Annotated in this window: 15 protein-coding genes; 10 read left to right on the top strand and 5 right to left on the bottom strand. The window is 39.6% G+C overall.

The window, feature by feature from the left end:
• Window positions 1-203 precede the first annotated feature (203 nt).
• A complete protein-coding gene (locus I3259_RS06270; protein ID WP_238028832.1) occupies window positions 204-1,718 on the bottom strand; it encodes a fumarate hydratase in 1,515 nt (504 codons plus the stop codon).
• A 174-nt stretch (window positions 1,719-1,892) separates the two neighbouring features.
• On the opposite strand from I3259_RS06270, the gene pabB reads away from it, so the two are divergent.
• The 3 genes from pabB (at window position 1,893) to I3259_RS06255 (ending at window position 5,415) form a co-directional block, all read left to right on the top strand.
• Window positions 1,893-3,293, top strand: coding sequence for an aminodeoxychorismate synthase component I (gene pabB / locus I3259_RS06265; protein ID WP_238028831.1), 1,401 nt, complete (start codon window positions 1,893-1,895; stop codon window positions 3,291-3,293).
• A gap of 73 nt (window positions 3,294-3,366) precedes the next feature.
• A complete protein-coding gene (locus tag I3259_RS06260; RefSeq protein WP_238028830.1) occupies window positions 3,367-3,975 on the top strand; it encodes a CoA pyrophosphatase in 609 nt (202 codons plus the stop codon).
• A gap of 186 nt (window positions 3,976-4,161) precedes the next feature.
• Entirely contained in the window at window positions 4,162-5,415 is a 1,254-nt protein-coding gene (locus tag I3259_RS06255; RefSeq protein ID WP_238028829.1) for an aromatic amino acid transport family protein, read from the top strand.
• Between the two features lie 109 nt (window positions 5,416-5,524).
• Here I3259_RS06255 and I3259_RS20205 read toward each other — a convergent pair whose 3' ends face one another.
• On the bottom strand, window positions 5,525-5,653 hold the full coding sequence (locus I3259_RS20205) for a hypothetical protein (protein WP_255721106.1): 129 nt from the start codon (window positions 5,651-5,653) through the stop codon (window positions 5,525-5,527).
• On the opposite strand from I3259_RS20205, the gene I3259_RS06250 reads away from it, so the two are divergent.
• Both I3259_RS06250 and I3259_RS06245 read left to right on the top strand, forming a co-directional pair.
• Window positions 5,652-7,013 (top strand): L-serine ammonia-lyase, encoded by a 1,362-nt coding sequence (locus I3259_RS06250; RefSeq protein WP_238028828.1) that lies wholly within the window; start codon window positions 5,652-5,654, stop codon window positions 7,011-7,013. The genes I3259_RS20205 and I3259_RS06250 overlap by 2 nt on opposite strands.
• Before the next feature lie 360 nt (window positions 7,014-7,373).
• Window positions 7,374-8,255 carry an AraC family transcriptional regulator gene (locus I3259_RS06245; protein WP_238028827.1) on the top strand — a complete coding sequence of 294 codons (882 nt, stop codon included), beginning with the start codon at window positions 7,374-7,376 and terminating at the stop codon, window positions 8,253-8,255.
• Window positions 8,256-8,355: 100 nt separating this feature from the next.
• Here I3259_RS06245 and I3259_RS06240 read toward each other — a convergent pair whose 3' ends face one another.
• Entirely contained in the window at window positions 8,356-8,946 is a 591-nt protein-coding gene (locus tag I3259_RS06240; RefSeq protein WP_238028826.1) for an acetate uptake transporter, read from the bottom strand.
• A gap of 808 nt (window positions 8,947-9,754) precedes the next feature.
• Between I3259_RS06240 and I3259_RS06235 the strand changes: the two genes are divergently transcribed.
• The 5 genes from I3259_RS06235 to I3259_RS06215 all read left to right on the top strand — a co-directional run bounded on the left by I3259_RS06235 (window position 9,755) and on the right by I3259_RS06215 (window position 15,407).
• On the top strand, window positions 9,755-10,708 hold the full coding sequence (locus I3259_RS06235; RefSeq protein ID WP_238028825.1) for a porin: 954 nt from the start codon (window positions 9,755-9,757) through the stop codon (window positions 10,706-10,708).
• A 176-nt stretch (window positions 10,709-10,884) separates the two neighbouring features.
• A complete protein-coding gene (locus I3259_RS06230) occupies window positions 10,885-11,148 on the top strand; it encodes a GrxA family glutaredoxin (RefSeq protein ID WP_238028824.1) in 264 nt (87 codons plus the stop codon).
• Between the two features lie 269 nt (window positions 11,149-11,417).
• A complete protein-coding gene (locus tag I3259_RS06225) occupies window positions 11,418-13,100 on the top strand; it encodes an aspartate:alanine antiporter (RefSeq protein WP_238028823.1) in 1,683 nt (560 codons plus the stop codon).
• Between the two features lie 286 nt (window positions 13,101-13,386).
• Entirely contained in the window at window positions 13,387-14,061 is a 675-nt protein-coding gene (locus I3259_RS06220; protein WP_005367047.1) for a response regulator, read from the top strand.
• Window positions 14,058-15,407 (top strand): ATP-binding protein, encoded by a 1,350-nt coding sequence (locus tag I3259_RS06215; RefSeq protein ID WP_238028822.1) that lies wholly within the window; start codon window positions 14,058-14,060, stop codon window positions 15,405-15,407. Before I3259_RS06220 ends, I3259_RS06215 begins: the two co-directional genes overlap by 4 nt.
• Window positions 15,408-15,749: 342 nt before the next feature.
• Here I3259_RS06215 and fabV read toward each other — a convergent pair whose 3' ends face one another.
• Window positions 15,750-16,952: an enoyl-ACP reductase FabV gene (gene fabV / locus I3259_RS06210; protein ID WP_238028821.1), complete on the bottom strand. Its 1,203-nt coding sequence runs from the start codon at window positions 16,950-16,952 to the stop codon at window positions 15,750-15,752.
• Window positions 16,953-17,139: 187 nt separating this feature from the next.
• Window positions 17,140-19,416, bottom strand: a complete 2,277-nt coding sequence (locus I3259_RS06205) for an acyl-CoA dehydrogenase (protein ID WP_238028820.1) — start codon at window positions 19,414-19,416, stop codon at window positions 17,140-17,142.
• Window positions 19,417-19,430 lie beyond the last annotated feature (14 nt).

The raw sequence follows: 19,430 nt of genomic DNA, 5'->3' as shown, positions 1-19,430 counted from the left end.
TTCTCCATAATGTTTCATACTCAATCTTACTATTGTTAATATTTTGTATGAATAATATATATACCGATGAATAATATAGGCTTTCAACTTAACAATCTTGTTTCATATTTAAAAATAAAGCCAATATCACAATCCTTTTTTAGCCCAAATAGACAATAAAAAAGGAGCACAAGGCTCCTTTTTTCAACGTATGTTTATGTAGCTTATTTTTCCATTTCCGCTATGTTTACACGCCATGTATCAGGGCCTGTTTGATGGGCATTTACACCATTAGAATCAACGGCTACCGTTACTGGCATATCTTCGACTTCAAATTCATAAATCGCTTCCATACCAAGATCTTCAAACGCCACAACGCGTGATTTTTTAATAGCTTTCGCGACTAGATACGCTGCACCACCAACAGCCATTAAATAAACAGCTTTATGCTGCTTAATTGACTCGATCGCCGCAGGACCACGCTCAGCTTTACCTATCATTCCCGTTAAGCCTGTTTCGCCTAACATCATGTCGGTAAATTTATCCATACGTGTCGAGGTTGTAGGACCCGCAGGCCCCACTACTTCATCACCTACCGCATCAACAGGACCAACGTAATAAATAAAGCGATTATTGAAATCAACACCTTCAGGTAAACCTTCACCATTGGCTAACATTTCTTGAATACGTTTATGTGCAGCATCACGACCGGTTAAAATCTTGCCTGATAGCAATACTGTCTCACCTGATTTCCACTCTTGAACATCGGCTTTAGTAACTGTGTCTAAATTTACACGACGAACACTATCACCCACTTCCCACGTCACTTCCGGCCAATCTTCTAACTTAGGTGGTGTTAATTCAGCAGGACCAGTACCGTCTAAAGTAAAGTGAACGTGACGTGTTGCGGCACAATTGGGGATCATACAAACAGGTTTGGATGCTGCATGTGTTGGCGCTGTTTTAATCTTGATATCAAGAACTGTTGTTAAACCGCCTAACCCTTGCGCACCAATACCTAGCTTATTCACTCGCTCAAAAATATCTAAACGCAATGCTTCTTCTGTTGTTTGCGCCCCACGCTCTTTCAACTCATGAATATCAATCGATTCCATCAATGATTCTTTGGCAAGCACTGCTGCTTTTTCTGCTGTACCGCCGATACCAATACCTAGCATACCCGGCGGACACCAGCCAGCCCCCATCAGTGGTACTGTTTTTTCAACCCACTCTGCAATATCATCAGATGGGTTTAGCATGACCATTTTCGTTTTATTTTCAGAGCCGCCACCTTTAGCAGCTAACTGAATTTCAACTTTATCGCCCGGCACCATATCAATATGAACAACGGCTGGTGCATTATCTTTAGTATTAATTCGACGACCAGCAGGATCTGCAACAACCGATGCACGTAACGGATTATCTTGATTGGTATAACCTTGACGTACACCCTCATCAATCATTTGTTGTACAGTAAGATCGCTATCCCACTGCACATTCATACCAATTTTTACGAAACAGGTAACGATTCCCGTATCTTGACAGATTGGACGATGCCCTTCGGCAGACATACGAGAGTTTATCAAAATTTGTGCAATCGCATCTTTTGCGGCTTGGCTTTGCTCTTTGTTATAGGCTTTTTCTAAAGCTTGCACAAAATCCAGTGGGTGGTAATAAGAAATATATTGTAATGCATCTGCCACACTACTAATTACGTCTTCTTTACGGATGACAGTCATAGTTGCCCTCGTTGAGTTATATCATTCCATGGCGCCCGAAATTTACTTCCAGTTTTGTAGGGACAATGTTCACGCTAAGTACATGCACATCTTTGGGCGTCTTTCGCCGAATATGATACTCTTGCACTTATTATTGCGCTATGCGCCAATCAAACCCTTGTCACAAAAAAGAAAATGATTTGTAAATCACATCCAGAATTAAGCATTACGTCGCTCGTCTATTCAAAAGATGCGGCATTAACATGGTTTGCACCACTATCGGGTTTGCCATGGGCAATGATATTACGCTCAGCGGCAGAAAATCATCCAGATAACCGTTTTGACATTGTCGTTGCTGATCCTTTAGCCACTATTGAGTCAGAGAATGGCACGAATACGATCACTGATGCCAATGGCGAAGTAAAAACCAACACTGCCGATCCATTTACAGCAGTACAATCACTACAACAACAATTATTACCTGCACTTAGCCCAATTGACGATCTTCCTTTTATTGGCGGTGCACTGGGCTACTTTAGTTATGACTTGGGTCGCCAAGTAGAACAAATCTCCACACTGGCTGAACACGATATTCCACTGCCAGATTTAGCGCTTGGCATTTATGATTGGGCATTGATTGTTGATCATAAAAATGAAACAGTCACATTAATTGAGCCTAAAAATGGACAACGAAAAACGTGGCTAGAGCAGCATAAAATCGCCTTCACTCAAGCGCAAATAGCAACAGATCCAATAATTTCCCATGACTTTTTATTAACATCATCATGGTCATCAAACATGACCTGCGATAGCTACCGTAACAAATTTAACAATATTCAAGAGTATTTACTGTCGGGCGATTGCTACCAAATTAATTTAGCCCAGCGTTTTACAGCTAATTATAAAGGTGATGAATGGCAAGCCTATCTTGCTCTTGAATCGGAAAATGGTGCGCCTTTCTCCGGTTTTATTCGCTTACACCAAGGTGCTATTTTATCAGTATCACCAGAGCGTTTTTTACAATTGCGTGATGGGTATATTGAAACTAAACCTATAAAAGGAACTCGACCTCGAAGCCCAAATATCGATCAAGACAATGCCAATGCCCAAGCACTACAAAATGCTGAAAAAGATCGTGCAGAAAACTTAATGATTGTAGATTTACTGCGTAACGATATTGGTCGCGTTGCTACCCCTGGCACCGTACGAGTACCGCACCTTTTTAAGATTGAAAGTTTTCCTGCTGTACACCACTTAGTAAGCACTGTCACAGGAGAATTACCCGCAGATCATAGTGCGACAGATTTATTAAAAGCATGCTTTCCCGGCGGATCGATAACGGGCGCACCTAAAGTACGTGCCATGGAAATTATTGAAGAGTTAGAACCACACCGCCGTAGTATTTATTGTGGCAGCATCGGTTATATCAGTCGTTGCGGCACAATGGATACCAGTATCACGATTCGCACACTGGTAACTAATGAACAAAAGATTCATGCATGGGCAGGAGGCGGCATCGTTGCTGATAGTGATGCAGGTAGCGAATATCAAGAAACACTCGACAAGTTGAGCAAAATTCTGCCAACCTTACAGTAAGTGTTGATAAAATCATCACAATGATATTTATATAAAAAGCTTTAACGTAAAGTTATTTTATTCATGAGGTTTTATGGTTGGACAGCAGCAAATTTTAAGTCGATTTATTCTTGCGCCAAGTCAGCAATACGATCAAAGCCATCAAGATCGTATTCGACAGCATTGGAAAGACTCATACCGATTTAAGCAAGCTGCTGTTTTGATCCCTCTCGTTCATCGCGAACATGGCTTTAATGTAGTGTTAACTCGCAGAGCAAAGCACCTTAAACACCACCCAGGACAAATTGCTTTTCCTGGTGGGCGCTTTGAGCCGGCAGATGATGATTTAATGGCAACTGCTATTCGTGAAACATTTGAAGAAACGAATATTACTTGTTATCGCAATGATATACTCGGTAGCCTTGCTACCTTACCAACGGTGAGTGGTTATATAGTCACGCCTTTTATCGCCACAATTAATTCAGATTACACCCCTGTCGCAGATCACAATGAAGTCGATTGCATTTTTGAAGCTCCTCTACATTATTTGCTTAACCCCAAAAATATTCGCCAACATGAATTTTTAATTAATGGCAATAACCATCACGTATACAATATTCCTTATGAAGGCTATTCAATATGGGGGGCTACCGCTCAAATGATAAAGTTACTATCAGATCAAATTTGGCATGATGATTTATAGTCTATTAGCTGTTTTTTTAGCTTCTACCAAATTTAAAATTGTGAGCTAAGTCTTCTTTATTTGTACCACAAATAAAATGACTTACATAACGAGATCTTTATCATTGTATTCCCGTCATAAATAACGAAAATGCACGTGTTCCTAAAACAACGTTCCGTTCCGTTCCCTTTTTTTGGATGACAAAAAATGCAAAACACATCGACCGCAGTACAAACTGATGTAGCAAAAACACGTTGGACCTACAAAGATTTCACATGGGCATTGTCACTATTCGGCACAGCTGTAGGTGCTGGTGTACTATTCCTTCCAATTAAAGCAGGTGCGGGCGGTTTCTGGCCGTTAGTTATTTTAGCGCTTATTGCAGCCCCGATGACTTGGCTTGCACACAAAGGCTTAGCACGTTTTGTTCTTTCAGCTAAAAACCCAAATGCTGATATTACCGATACTGTTGAAGAGCACTACGGAAAAACAGGTGCAAACCTTATTACATTCGCTTACTTCTTTGCTATCTACCCTATTGTTCTTATCTATGGCGTGGGTATTACAAACACTGTTGATTCATTCATGGTTAACCAGTTAGGTATGGACTCTGTTCCTCGTTGGTTACTATCAGGTGTACTTATTGCACTAATGACAGCAGGGGTTGTATTTGGTAAAGAACTAATGCTTAAAGCAACATCAGCGATGGTTTACCCTCTGGTTATCATCTTGCTTGCACTGTCAATTTACCTAATTCCTGACTGGAACATGTCAATGGTGTCTGTTGCACCAGATTGGTCATCAATGCCTACTGTTATTTGGCTCGCAATTCCAATCATCGTGTTCTCTTTCAACCACAGCCCAATCATCAGCCAGTTTGCTAAAGAACAACGCCATGTATACGGTGAAAACGCAGCAAAGAAAACTGACATGATCACTGGTGGCGCAGCAATGATGCTAATGGGCTTTGTCATGTTCTTCGTATTCTCTGTGGTACTGTCGATGACACCAGAGCAATTGAACATGGCAAAAGAGCAAAATATCTCTGTTCTTTCATACTTAGCAAACATTAAAGATTCACCAGCAATTTCTTACTTAGGTCCACTGGTTGCATTTGCTGCTATCACTTCAAGCTACTTCGGTCACTTCCTAGGAGCACATGAAGGTCTTGTTGGCCTAGCGAAATCTCGCAGTAAAATGCCTGTTGGTAAAATTGAAAAACTATCTCTAGCATTCATCGTTGTTACTACATGGATTGTTGCAATCATCAACCCAAGCATCCTTGGTATGATTGAAACAATGGGCGCACCAATGATTGCAGCGATTCTATTCCTAATGCCCGTTGTTGCGATGCAAAAAATACCAGCAATGGCAAAATACAAAACCTCTGTTGCTGCACGTATTTTCACCGCTCTATGTGGTGTAGCAGCGATTACTTCTGTAATTTACGGCGCTTTTTAATAGCACTGTAACCAGACACTATACAGACACAAAAATACTTCTTTTTTGAAGCATAAAATGTAAGAAAAGGTATAGCGTTCTGGTACAATAAACGCAATCTATACGATAATTAAGAGCAGGATGCTAAGCGCCCTGCTCTTGCTTTTTTAGTACGCTCGCCAAGGAAGGGGCGAGTCATAAAACGCATACAGTCTTGGCCGGAGGCAAGAATCGCTTCCCCGACTGAGGTAATAAACATGATCAGTGTTTTTGATATTTACAAAATCGGTGTGGGCCCTTCCAGCTCACATACTGTTGGCCCAATGAAAGCAGGTAAAGAATTCATCGATGATTTACGTGCCATGGGTAAATTACGTGACATAACTAAAATTACCGTTGACGTATACGGCTCTCTTTCTCTTACAGGTAAAGGACACCATACTGATATTGCTATCATCATGGGTCTTGCTGGTAACAGCCCTGAGCATGTTGATATCGATAGTATTCCAGGCTTTATTGCCCGTGTTGAAGAAACCGAACGTCTACCTGTTGGTATGCATTGCCACACAGTAGATTTCCCACGTGATGGTGGTATGAATTTTCATACAACTAACCTTTCATTGCACGAAAATGGCATGTCTATTCATGCTTGGGTAGGCGATGAGAACGTTTTCTCTAAAACTTACTACTCTATCGGTGGTGGTTTTATTGTTGATGAAGAAAACTTTGGTAAAACGCAAGAATCAAGTGTTGTTGCGCCTTACCCATTCAACTATGCCTCTGAACTTGTTGAGCAATGTAAAGAGCATGGTTTATCAATCAGCTCTTTAGTCATGACTAACGAACGTGCGATGAACGCTGAAGATGAAATTAGCAATTACTTTGCTAACATCTGGAAAACAATGCGTGATTGTATGGAACGTGGTATGAACGAAGAAGGTATCTTACCGGGTCCCCTACGTGTACCTCGTCGTGCGGCAGCACTTCGTCAGCAGCTGATGACTTCTGAGAAACTAAGTAATGATCCAATGACAGTTGTTGATTGGGTTAACATGTTTGCTTTCGCAGTAAACGAAGAAAACGCAGCAGGCGGTCGCGTTGTAACGGCACCAACAAATGGCGCATGTGGCATCATTCCCGCTGTACTTGCTTACTACGATAAGTTTGTCCAATCTGTTGGTCCTAAAGAATACACCCGTTACTTTGCAGCTTCTGGTGCTGTGGGTGGGCTTTATAAGCGTAACGCTTCTATCTCTGGTGCTGAAGTTGGCTGTCAAGGCGAAGTGGGTGTGGCATGTTCAATGGCTGCGGCAGGTCTTGCAGAGCTTATGGGTGGTAGCCCTGAGCAAGTGTGTATGGCTGCTGAGATTGCCATGGAGCACAACCTTGGTCTAACGTGTGATCCTGTTGCTGGCCAAGTTCAGGTTCCATGTATCGAGCGTAACGGCATTGCAGCAGTTAAAGCAATTAACGCTACACGTATGGCTCTGCGTCGCTCATCTGATCCTCGCGTTTCACTAGATAAAGTTATCGAAACAATGCTTGAAACAGGCAAAGACATGAATGCTAAATACCGTGAGACATCTCAAGGTGGTTTAGCAATTAAAGTTATTTGCTAATATTTAAGCGTAAACGTGTTAGAAAAGCTGCTTTTCGAAGCAGCTTTTTTTATGCCTTTAATTTCATAGATAAAGTATAATAAATAGCATAATATCCTGTATATAGAGCTAAACACTCAAAATGTCTATAATGACATATCAAGATATAGCCATTTTATATAGATAAATATAATCAATATGATCAATAACAAAAGTTAAGTGTATTTCATCTATTCAACCGTTTCGTTTAGTCCTATACTCAGACGCATGTATCTTGGTATCAGCATATTCCAGTATAGAATACCAGTACATATCGAACGGTCGCCTAATTATGGTGTGTAATGAAGGATTTATTTCCACTTTTAGAGAAGCAGTACTGCTATGAAATATAAGCGTATCCTCTCTCAGAGCCATGTGGTTCTGAAAGAGTTTTATGTCGACCACCACTTGATTGTAAAATTATCAAATGTTCAAGGTGATGTTCACATCAACGGTCATGCTATTGAATTAAAAAACAACAGTATTTTTGTTGTTCCTAAATTCAGTCATATTTCTTGCTCTATTAATCAGCTTAATAGTCAAGAAAATATTGAATTACAATTGTTGATGATTGATGAAGAATCTATCACTGAAGCATTCAAATATATCAGTGCGTTAAAACAGCCTACTTTCCCAACGGCAAGTTGTTCTCCTGTTTATACTATTCCAACTCCTGTCATTGTGGATCAAAACTTCGTCCTATTTAATAAATTACTGCCTTCACTATGTGGCTCTTCCATGGAAAAAACACTGCTCAGTCAGTGTTTAGTATTTATTTTAATGGCATTAAATGAAGCAGGTATTGATGTATTTAATGTTTACCGCTTCAATTATGATGAACCTAAAGAGCGCACAATTGCACGTTTAATTACCCAAGATCCTCAACGTAAATGGAGTGTAGATGATATGGCGAAAGCGCTATTCACAACACAATCCACACTACGTCGACATTTGGCGAAAGAAGGCGTTTCATTCAGCCAATTATTACTTGATGTTAGAATGGGTTTGGCGTTGAACTACCTCACTTTCTCAAATTATTCTATATCACAAATAGGTAATCGTTCTGGTTTTGGTAGTGCTGCATATTTCTGTGATGCATTTAAACGTAAATATGGTATTACGCCCTCTCAGTTTAGAACAACGTCACGTCAAGAAAATGATGTAAACCCTGAAGGTCACTTTACTTACAAGCCTAATATTCAAATTACTGAATCTTGCTGCTAATAATTACTTCTTCCACATATGATGTAATTACTTTTATCGATTTCAGATACAAAAAAACCTCGTTAAGCAACGAGGTTTTTTTTATCAATACTTAACAAAATTAAGCAGCAGCTTTTAAACTTACTTGCTCTTTCTTAAGTTCACCGATAGGTAAGATTGTACGGCCGTATTCAGCATTTAATACCTGAGCCATTGCAAAGTAAATCGCACTTAGACCACAGAAAATACCTTCAATACCAGCAATGAAACCAATTGTTGTATTACCCGTAAAGTCACGAGCGGCTAACAAGAAGAATAAAATAGTTAGAGAACCAAATACTACTTGTTTAGCACGAGGGTAACGTAGTGAGCCAATAAACATAAATGCTGTAAATAGACCCCAAAGTGCTAAATACCAGCCCATGAAGTGCGCAGGGCTTGCTGCAAAACCCATCTTCGGTAACGCAATTAGACCTACTAGCGTTAACCAAAATAGACCATAAGAAGTAAACGCCGTTGTACCAAACGTATCACCACGTTTAAAACACATCATTCCTACAAGAACTTGACCTAAACCACCATAGAAAATACCCATAGCTAGGATCATTGAATCCAATGGGAAAAATCCAGCGTTATGCATGTTTAAAAGAACGGTAGTCATACCAAAACCCATCAAGCCTAATGGCGCTGGGTTAGCTAATTTCGTAGACATCTATTTCCCCTGCAGGAGTAATTCAACAAAAGTGATAAATCTTAAAATGTGGTTGCATCCTAAATGCGCCGCGAATTCTAATTGATGGTGCGATCCAGATCAATGTAAAAACTACAAAAAAGGCAATAAAAAACAAAAAAACGAGGATTAATTCTATTTTGTAAAGTATTTTGATAATAACAAGTGCAAAATTCTGTTAGTGAATATTAAATTATGAATAAGTATATACCTAAAAAGAATAATGATATAATGACAATTATTAACCAATTGATTTTAAAGCAACAAAAAACAATTTACGCATAACAATTCACACATTTAAATTTACACTAAATATAGTGACATAAAAAAACACCTCAAAAATACAATTTATTTGTCATATAAATAATCATATTCAGCCATAACTAGTGATTAAAATGGTACTTTCATTATCATTTATACTCTAAAGCGATTAAATGACACATTAAAAAGTCATAGTTGTCTACAACATAATGATCGCTACATTATGAGCATCTTTAATCGCGATTAATTCAGCCCCCAACTACCTATTCACTATCAATTTACTCACCGTCTTAAAAACAGCCTTAACTAATGACTTCGTCTACGCATTTATATGACCAAAGATTTTATTATGATCAAATATACTTTTAACAACATACATAGCAGTTAACATTAAACACCTACTTAGCTCATTGATATATGTAATAAAAGTAACTTTTAACTTACACATAACTTTAACATTCATGCACTAATCTGCTCTCATTCAAGAGGCACTGAAGCCCAAATAACACTCTTTCTAGGGGATTAGAAAATGAAAAAAGTAGCATTGGCATCGGCAATTTTAGCGTCATTAGCAGCAGGTACAGTAAACGCTGCAACTGTTTATCAAGATGATGATAAATCACTAAGTATTGGTGGTCGTGCTGAAGCGCGTTTTAACCTATCTGATGCAAATAAAGGTGATGATGGCGCTGGTAATGCTTTTAAAGATAAGAGCCGTGCTCGTATTAATCTAAAAGGTAAAGCAAAGATTAATGATCAAGTCACTGCTTTTGGTAAGTATGAAGCTGAAATTTCTGATAGTAGTGACTCGACAGTAAAAAGTCGTTACGTATATGCAGGATTTGATACTCAAGCAGGTGCGTTCTCTTACGGTAAGCAAGACTCAGCACAAGTTATGCTGACAGATTACACGGATATTCTTGCTACTTTCGGTGGTGACGGTGTTGATCTTGTTGATGGTAACAAAGATAAGCGTGAGAATAACTTTTTATATGCGGGTGAATTCAATAACTTCACAGTTTCAGCTAACTACATTGCTGAAAACAATGATGCTGTAAAAGATTCAGATAGCTACGGCATTGCTGCACAATATGCCTTCCCATTCGGCTTATCTTTAGGCGCTGGTTATGTGAGTGGTCAAGACGGTGTTGACGTTGATGCTAACCAATATAACTTAGCAGCAAGCTATGAATTCAATAATTTCTACGCAGCAGCTACTTACGCTAGCGGCGAAGACGGTAATACCGACCTAACAGGCTATGAGCTAGCAACAGCTTTTAAAATGAATCAATTTATCGCTCAAGCAGCATACAACTTTAAGCAATCTGAAGACGGTGGCGTAAAAACTGACAAGGTAGATTACTTTGTACTGGAAGGTATCTATAAGTTCAATAAGAACCTACGTACTTATGCAGGTTACCTATTTAATCAAATTGATGGTGAAGATGACGAATTACAAATGGGTATTCGTTACGACTTCTAAATTGCCCTAAGCAGTAATTAAAGCCAAGCCTCGTGCTTGGCTTTACTATTTGTCACCATCCCATCTTGAACTACGTCTCACCATCGGTTTTATCTATTGCTCTAACAGGAAAATCCCACTTTCTCTATCAATAAACACACGTTATAGTAACAACATAATTTTGTAGGAGAGATTTTATGTTCGTAGTTATTTTTGGTCGCCCAGGTTGCCCATTCTGTGTACGTGCTAAGGAATTAGCAGAAAAAATTAAAGAAGAGCGTGACGACTTTAACTTCCGTTATGTTGATATTCACGCGGAAGGCATTAGTAAAGCTGATCTAGAAAAAACGGTAGGTAAGCCTGTTGAAACAGTGCCACAGATTTTTGTTGATCAGGAGCACATTGGCGGCTGCACTGAATTTGAAGCTTACTCTAAAGAACATAACCTACTGTTCAAATAAGAATCATATGCAATTCATAAAAGGTCGACATTGTTCGGCCTTTTTTATTACCACTCTTTTATTACTTACTGACAACCTAAATGAACAGTATTTTTAACGTACAGTAATCCATCTTATCTTCACTCTTGTCCCTTGATATAAATAATTCACATTAATAAGTTATTAATGCTAACTTTCAATATTTTTTTAGAATATACGCTATAACACTCTGCAAAAATCAGCTAGAATTTGACTACTTTTACTTCCCCACTATTGTCGGAAATTCTGTTGTGAACATTGATGTAGCAGCACTTCTACACCATAATGATATTTTATTACTCTTTGTTGTTCTTGCCGTTGGTTTAAGTATTGGCAAAATACGCTTTGGTAAGATGAGCTTAGGTAATTCTATTGGCGTTTTAGTCACGGCACTGCTTTTTGGTAATGCTGGTTTTACTTTTGATACTGACGCATTAAACATTGGCTTTATGCTGTTTATTTTTTGTGTAGGTATTGAAGCTGGCCCAAACTTTTTCGGCATCTTTTTTCGAGACGGTAAACACTACCTTTTACTTGCACTCGTCGTTTTGCTTTCCTCCATCGCGATAACCATGACAATGGCGCATTATCTTCATATGGATATTGGCCTTGCGACAGGTTTAATGGCAGGTTCACTAACGGCAACGCCTGTATTAGTGGGCGCTAAAGACGCATTAAATACCGGGCTTTCAGGCATCACCGATCCAACAATGATTAAGCAGCTGACAGAGAGTTTAAGCGTTGGTTATGCTATGTCGTATCTTGTAGGTTTAGTAAGCTTAATTTTCCTTGCGAAACTCATGCCTACACTACAAAAACAGAATCTAGCTGAATCATCACAACAGATCGCTCGTGAACGTGGTATTGGTGAAGTAGCACAACGAAAAGTGTATTTACCCATTATTCGAGCTTATCGCGTTGGCCCCGAGCTAATTAATTGGATTGATGGTCGTAACCTTCGTGAATTAGGTATTTACCGCCAAACAGGCTGTTATATTGAACGTGTTCGTCGTAATGGTATTTTAGCTAACCCTGACGGTGATGCTATTTTACAAGAAGGTGATGAAATTGCATTAGTTGGTTACCCCGATAGTCACGCTCGTCTTGATCCTAGTTTCCGTAATGGTAAAGAAGTTTTTGATCGTGATTTATTAGATCTTCGCATTATTGAAGAAGAAATCGTGGTCAAAAATGATGGTATTGCCGGTAAACGTTTATCAGAGCTGAACCTTTCAGAGTACGGTTGTTTCTTAAACCGTGTTGTTCGTGCTCAAATAGAAATGCCGATGGATCACAACATTCTGTTAAACAAAGGCGACATTCTGCAAGTGAGTGGCGAAAAAAGTCGAGTTCATGGTTTAGCAGAACGCATTGGCTTTATTTCTATTCATAGCCAGATCGCAGATTTATTAGCTTTTTGTTGTTTCTTTATCATAGGTTTACTACTTGGTTTAGTTACCATGAAATTTGGCCATATCGCGTTTGGTTTAGGTAGTGCTGCAGGCCTTTTAATTGCCGGTATAACGCTTGGATTTTTACGTGCCAACCACCCTACTTTCGGTTATGTCCCTCAAGGGGCACTCAACATGGCGAAAGATTTAGGCTTAATGGTCTTCATGGTCGGTATTGGCTTAAGTGCGGGCTCTAACCTTTTTGAATCCATTGGTCATATCGGTTTAACCGTTTTTGTCACCAGTTTGATGGTGAGTGTGATCCCTGTTGTATTAGCCTACCTATTTGGTGCTTATGTACTTAAAATGAACCGTGCGCTACTTTTTGGCGCCATTATTGGTGCACGTACATGCGCTCCGGCTATGGATATGATCAACGCTCATGCTCGCAGTACTATCCCTGCTTTAGGTTATGCTGGCACCTATGCTATCGCTAACGTTTTACTCACTATCGCAGGTACGTTAATTATTATTTTAAAGTAACTATTGACGATAATACTACTCTCTCTAATAAGGGCTGATTAATGAGTTATCTCATGAGTCAGCCCCTATTCAGTCAATATACCTACACTAAGACCTGTAGCGTTAATTTGTTATTAATCAAACCCTTTAGTTAATAACACACTATAGCAATGTGGCTTATTACTACCTATTCTGCTATGACGTTCAAATTTTAAGTCTATGGTCATCATAAATAATGCGAATAATTGCAATATTTCGTACCATAGATGTTTATAACTATAATCAACAACCTTGGGTGCTTTAATTTATGCGAATTCTTATTGTCGAAGACGATGCAATCCTTAGCCATCACTTAAAATCTCAACTCAGTGAATTAGGCAACCAAGTTCAATGTGCTAATACCGCAGAAGAAGGATTATTCTTCGCTGAAAACTACCCCAATGATATTGCGATTGTTGATATTGGTTTACCCGATCGAGACGGCATTAGCTTAATTAAAGATATGCGTAAAAAAGGCCTTCGCCTTCCTATTCTTATTCTTACTGCGCGTTCAAATTGGCAAGACAAAGTAACAGGCCTTGAAGCCGGTGCTGATGATTATCTTGTTAAACCATTCCAAAAAGAAGAAATGGTTGCTCGTTTAAGCGCACTTGTTCGCCGGAGCGCTGGTTTTGTAAAGCCAGAAATGACCGCAGGCGATATCCGTGTAGATCTCCTTGCCAAGCAAGTTTATGTTCATGAAACACTATTAGAATTAACCGCTTTTGAATATGACTTACTTGAATACCTTATGCGTCATAGCCGCCAGGTTGTATCAAAGCAACGCTTACTCGACGTGCTATATGAAGATCAGGAAGGTGATCCAAATACCATCGAAGTTATGATTAGTCGTCTACGTAAAAAATTCACCAAAACAGGTCAAGATAACCCGATATCAACCATTCGTGGTCAAGGGTATATTTTTGAACTTAATGCCCAATGAATAAACTTATACAGCCGCGTTTAAGACGTCGAGTTTTAATCACCTCTGTTGCTATTATCGCATTAGTCACATCGGCCTTAGCCGGTGTGATTAACAAGCTTTATTCTCAAAGCTATATGGCATCCTACTCTTCAGAGCTTGTCGCTCAAATGCCAATGGTTGTTGCTCAACTTAACCGTGCCGGCTTAATCAAAGATGTTGATAAGTGGATTGATTCTCTGGACCCATCAGACACCGATTATATTGCCGTAGTATGTGATCAAGCAGATAACACGACCTGGTTATCTCATGAAGCAAATAAAGCGAATTTAAAAAACGTTTGTCGTTATCTTCCAGAAGAAATTCCAACCCCTACCCTAATAAAAATGGGAGATGATAAAGGCTATATCGCTTATAACCTCAGTCGTGATAAAGAAAATGGCAGTATTTATCAACTTGTTGTATTACGCTCAGCCAATGATTATGAAAGATCATTAGAAAAGCTCCACCAACGCACAGCATTTTATCTTGGCCTGTTTGTTCTTATTGCTGTTGCATTTCTTATTGCGGCTTTTCACTGGGGTTTCCAACCGTTACGAAAATTAGCCTCTCAGCTCGATCAAATGGCAGAAGCTAAACGAGAAAAACTCGATAATGATTACCCTATGGAACTGCAAGAAGTGACTAAAGCGGTTAACCGCCTAAACCGTATAAGCAGTGATCAAAAAGGACGTTATCGTCATGCGATGGATGATCTCGCCCACAGTTTGAAAACCCGCTTAGCCGCAACCAATGCATTATTGGATGATAAATCCCTAGAGCGCCAGGAGCTAAATCAACGCATTATGGAACAAATCAGCCAAATGGATGATCTTGTCCAATATCAGCTAAAACGTGCGATGGTGGGTCAACAAGGGTTACAAAAAAGTAATTCGCAATTAATGCCCGTTGTTAATAGCCTTAGCTTAATGCTTGGCAAAATTTATGCTGACAAACAAGCGCAATTACATTATCACTTTAATGATGATGTCATGTTACCGTTGAATAAAGATGATTTAATGGAATTATTCGGCAACATGCTCGAAAACTCTTTTCGTTTTTGTATCAGCCAAGTACATATTACTGTCACTGAAACTAATACTCACTTTACCATTAAGATTGAGGATGATGGCCCGGGTGTAAAACCTGATATGAGAGAAGCCATTTTTCAGAGAGGTATACGATCTGATCAGCTAAATCCAGGTCAAGGTATTGGTTTATCGGTATGTAATGAAATTATCGACAGCTATCAAGGGACTATCTGTGTTGAAGATTCACCATTAGAGGGTGCAGCCTTTATCATTACATTACCAAAACTTAATGATTAACAAATATTAAAAATTTATGACAGGCCGAATAAACGAATGTACGCCACTGAAACGCCAAAAATTTGACGCGCACTCATAGACATCAAATCTCTAATCGTTAAAACTATCACTGGTAATTTATTAATAGCTAGGAGAGTTAATAAATGCAGTGCGAAAAGTGCGCAAGTTTTGATGTAGGAAGAATAAAACGAAAACTATGGCACAAGATTTACATTAGAAGAATTCATCTCTGTAACCAATGTGGTTGGATCTATAGACAAAAAAAACACAATAAGTAGATTATATTGATGAATCAAAAAAATAAAAAAACCGCCTTTCGGCGGTTTTTTTATTTGTCTTAAATTAGATGTCTTTCACATCAAATTCAATAACAGGATTCACATCTGCATTATAATCAACAGCGTCAATACCAAAACCAAATAGCTTTAAAAACTCATCTTTATATTGCTGATAGTCAGCAACATCAAATAAATTTTCATTGGTTACATTTGGCCATAAATCACGACAGTGCTGTTGAATGTCTTCGCGTAGTTCCCAGTCATCTAGACGCAGACGGTTTTCGCCATCCACTTCGGCTGCTGTACCATCTGCTTTAAATAGACGCTCATTGAACATACGTAAAATTTGCTGCATACAACCTTCGTGTACACCTTCTTCACGCATCTTCTTAAATACCATTGCGATGTACAGCGGCATTACAGGTATCGCCGCACTTGCTTGTGTTACCACACTCTTAAGTACAGCAACATTCGCAGAGCCGCCAGTTTTCGTTAGCTTCTCGTTTAGCTCTTTCGCTGCACGATCAAGATCCATCTTCGCTTGACCTAGCGCACCGTGCCAATAGATTGGCCATGTAATTTCAGTACCGATGTAGCTGTAAGCAACCGTCTTACAGCCGTCAGCTAGAACACCAGCATCAGATAGAGCATCAATCCAAAGTTCCCAATCTTGGCCGCCCATTACCGTTACAGTATCAGCAACTTCTTGCTCTGTAGCCGGCTCTATGCTTGCTTCGATTAATACATCTTTATTCGTATCTACTGCTGTTGCTGTGTACGTCTCACCCATTGGTTTTAGGCATGAACGAATCACTTCACCTGTTTCAGGTAATTTACGTACAGGTGATGCAAGTGAGTAAATCACCATATCAACTTGACCAAGATCTTCTTTGATCAAATCAATGGTTTTTTGTTTTGCTTCGTTAGAGAAAGCATCACCATTCAAGCTTTTTGAATAAAGACCTTCTTCTTTCGCAAACTTGTCAAATGCTGCTGAGTTATACCAACCTGCAGTACCTGGTTTCTTTTCTGTACCTGGTTTTTCAAAGAACACACCAATAGTTGCAGCACCGCCGCCAAATGCCGCAGCAATGCGAGACGATAGGCCATAACCACTTGATGAACCAACAACTAACACACGTTTAGGCGCGTTCGCAATTGGGCCTTGTGCTTTAGTATAAGCAATTTGTTCTTTTACGTTCTCTTCACAACCCACTGGGTGCGTTGTTGTACAAATAAATCCACGAGTTTTAGGTTTGATGATCATCTTCAACTTCCCTTACATAGTTGCTGATAGCATAAAAGGTTAGCGTCAAATTCGCATTAAATTTATGACAGAAAATGATAAAAACCGTAGTGGTTGGAGGTGTTACAGATATTTCTGGTCAAAAAAAGTGCCACGCTTAGCGTGGCACATGGGAGATTCCAGGTTTATATATCACTAACTAAGTTACCTAAGCTGCTTTTCCTGGTTGTATGCGAGCTTTTTTAAAATGGTCTGCACAAAAATGATCCACTTGAACCGCTTTTTGTCTTAGCTGTTCAGCATTTTCTATTTTTTTCTTCTCTGCTTCTGTGATTATTCCCACATCTAATGCAACTTGTAACTTATTTGTTAACGAAGATTTGCGTGGGATCTCACCTCTACGTGTTGCTTTCATTAGTTTACGCTCTAAAGGTTTGATCTCGTGCATAGCTAAAAAGGCACGTTCCATAATAGCAACAGGATCATCCTCTTTATTACCAACATAACAAAGATGAGTTAGTCGTTCACGATGTACACCAGGAGTCATTAATGCTTCAGCGATCTCGATAGCGATCACATCTGATGGTGCGTGATAATGAATACCTAACGGGAAGTTAATCGTACTTAGTAGACGTCCAACACCTTTACGAGGGAAATTATTAAACACATCATTAAAAGCAACGCCACATTGATGTAAACAATGCTCTACACCGTATTTCACCATTGGTAAATCTTGCTGTTGACGCCCTTCATCTTCATAGCGTTTTAATACTGCCGATGCTAAATAAAGATGACTTAAAACATCGCCTAAACGTGCAGAGACTAATTCTCGGCGTTTTAACTCACCACCAAGGCTTAACATCGCAAAATCAGCACTTACCGCTAATGCTTTTGCCATTCTAGCTAATTGACGATAATAAGCTGCAGTTTCACCACTAACGGGAGCACGATTAAAGCGGGAACCTGAAAACGCATTCAGCAATGATTTGCTGACATTCCCAATCGCAAAACCAATATGTTTTGATAACAACTTATCAAAGTCTTCCTCACCTTGCTTCTCATCTGGATTTGCAGCTGCTTCCATTTCACTGAGTACATAAGGATGGCAACGTGTTGCCCCTTGACCGAAAATCATCAGGTTTCGAGTCAGAATATTCGCACCCTCAACGGTGATCGCAACGGGCATCCCAAAATAATGATGACCTAAGTAGTTCATTGGGCCAAGCTGAATTGCACGACCAGCATGCACATCCATTGAATCATTTAGGATCGTTCGTGCCATTTCAGTCATGTGGTATTTGGCAATGGCTGTAACAATCCCTGGAGTTTGCCCCATATCTAACGACGTCGTGGTTAAGGTACGGGCAGCTTCTAGCATATAGGTATAACCACCAATGCGGCCAAGCGCTTGAGCAACACCTTCAAAATTTCCTATTGAAGTACCAAACTGTTTACGAACAACAGAATATGCACCTGTTGTTTTCGCTGTTAAATGACCAATAGCAGTACCTAGTGCAGGTAATGAAATACCCCGACCGGCAGATAAACATTCCACCAGCATTCGCCAACCTTTTCCTGCATATTCTTGACCACCTATTAGCCAATCCATCGGAATAAATACATTTTCACCACGTGTAGGTCCGTTCATAAACCCCATATTGAGTGGATCGTGACGATCACCAATCTCAACTCCAAGGTGATCAGCAGGAATTAATGCACAGGTGATCCCTAGCTCTTTTTTATCACCAAGCAGGCCATCAGGATCTTTCATTTTAAAAGCCAGACCTAATACTGTTGCAACGGGTGCTAAGGTGATATAGCGCTTGTTCCATGTTAGGCGTAAACCTAATACTTCTTCACCCTCATGCTCGCCATAGCACACAATACCTTCATCAGGGATCCCACCTGCGTCAGATCCCGCTTCTGGACCAGTTAACGCAAAACATGGAATATCTTTCCCGTTAGCTAAACGTGGTAGCCAATAATCCTTCTGCTCTTCTGTCCCGTAATGAGTCAGTAATTCACCCGGCCCTAAGGAATTAGGCACCATGACACACACCGCTGCACTCAAACTCCGAGTCGCAATTTTGGCAACAATAGTTGAATTCGCATGTGCTGAAAAATTAAGACCACCATATTCCTTACCAATAATTAACGAAAAAAACTTTTCGTCGCGTAAGTACTGCCACACTTCAGGCGATAAATCTTTATCTTCTTGTACAATCTGATAATCATTTAACATGGCTAATAACGTTTCAAGCTTAGTATCGATAAAAGCTTGCTCTTCATCAGACAGCTTAGGTTTAGGGTATGTTAATAATGTATTCCAATTAGGCTGACCGCTAAATAACTCACCGTCCCACCATACACTCCCTGCTTCCATTGCCTCACGTTCAGTTTCAGACAACGGTGGCAACACTTTTTTAAACATCTTAAAAGCGGGATCGCTGAGATAGCGTTTTCGCATTGTAGATAGAGTGCTCATAGTTCAGATCCTTT

This window comes from Photobacterium sp. Ph5 (assembly GCF_022129445.1).
GTDB lineage: Bacteria > Pseudomonadota > Gammaproteobacteria > Enterobacterales > Vibrionaceae > Photobacterium.
Note: the sequence above shows the minus strand (reverse complement) of the source record. Positions and strands in the feature narration are given on the sequence as shown.

What these genes read in the sequence shown, in the direction of transcription:
- I3259_RS06270 (WP_238028832.1), bottom strand. Translation starts at nt 1,718, where the DNA reads ATGACTGTCATCCGTAAAGAAGACGTAATTAGTAGTGTGGCAGATGCA.
- pabB (WP_238028831.1), top strand. Translation starts at nt 1,893, where the DNA reads ATGATTTGTAAATCACATCCAGAATTAAGCATTACGTCGCTCGTCTAT.
- I3259_RS06260 (WP_238028830.1), top strand. Translation starts at nt 3,367, where the DNA reads ATGGTTGGACAGCAGCAAATTTTAAGTCGATTTATTCTTGCGCCAAGT.
- I3259_RS06255 (WP_238028829.1), top strand. Translation starts at nt 4,162, where the DNA reads ATGCAAAACACATCGACCGCAGTACAAACTGATGTAGCAAAAACACGT.
- I3259_RS06250 (WP_238028828.1), top strand. Translation starts at nt 5,652, where the DNA reads ATGATCAGTGTTTTTGATATTTACAAAATCGGTGTGGGCCCTTCCAGC.
- I3259_RS20205 (WP_255721106.1), bottom strand. Translation starts at nt 5,653, where the DNA reads ATGTTTATTACCTCAGTCGGGGAAGCGATTCTTGCCTCCGGCCAAGAC.
- I3259_RS06245 (WP_238028827.1), top strand. Translation starts at nt 7,374, where the DNA reads ATGAAATATAAGCGTATCCTCTCTCAGAGCCATGTGGTTCTGAAAGAG.
- I3259_RS06240 (WP_238028826.1), bottom strand. Translation starts at nt 8,946, where the DNA reads ATGTCTACGAAATTAGCTAACCCAGCGCCATTAGGCTTGATGGGTTTT.
- I3259_RS06235 (WP_238028825.1), top strand. Translation starts at nt 9,755, where the DNA reads ATGAAAAAAGTAGCATTGGCATCGGCAATTTTAGCGTCATTAGCAGCA.
- I3259_RS06230 (WP_238028824.1), top strand. Translation starts at nt 10,885, where the DNA reads ATGTTCGTAGTTATTTTTGGTCGCCCAGGTTGCCCATTCTGTGTACGT.
- I3259_RS06220 (WP_005367047.1), top strand. Translation starts at nt 13,387, where the DNA reads ATGCGAATTCTTATTGTCGAAGACGATGCAATCCTTAGCCATCACTTA.
- I3259_RS06215 (WP_238028822.1), top strand. Translation starts at nt 14,058, where the DNA reads ATGAATAAACTTATACAGCCGCGTTTAAGACGTCGAGTTTTAATCACC.
- fabV (WP_238028821.1), bottom strand. Translation starts at nt 16,952, where the DNA reads ATGATCATCAAACCTAAAACTCGTGGATTTATTTGTACAACAACGCAC.
- I3259_RS06205 (WP_238028820.1), bottom strand. Translation starts at nt 19,416, where the DNA reads ATGAGCACTCTATCTACAATGCGAAAACGCTATCTCAGCGATCCCGCT.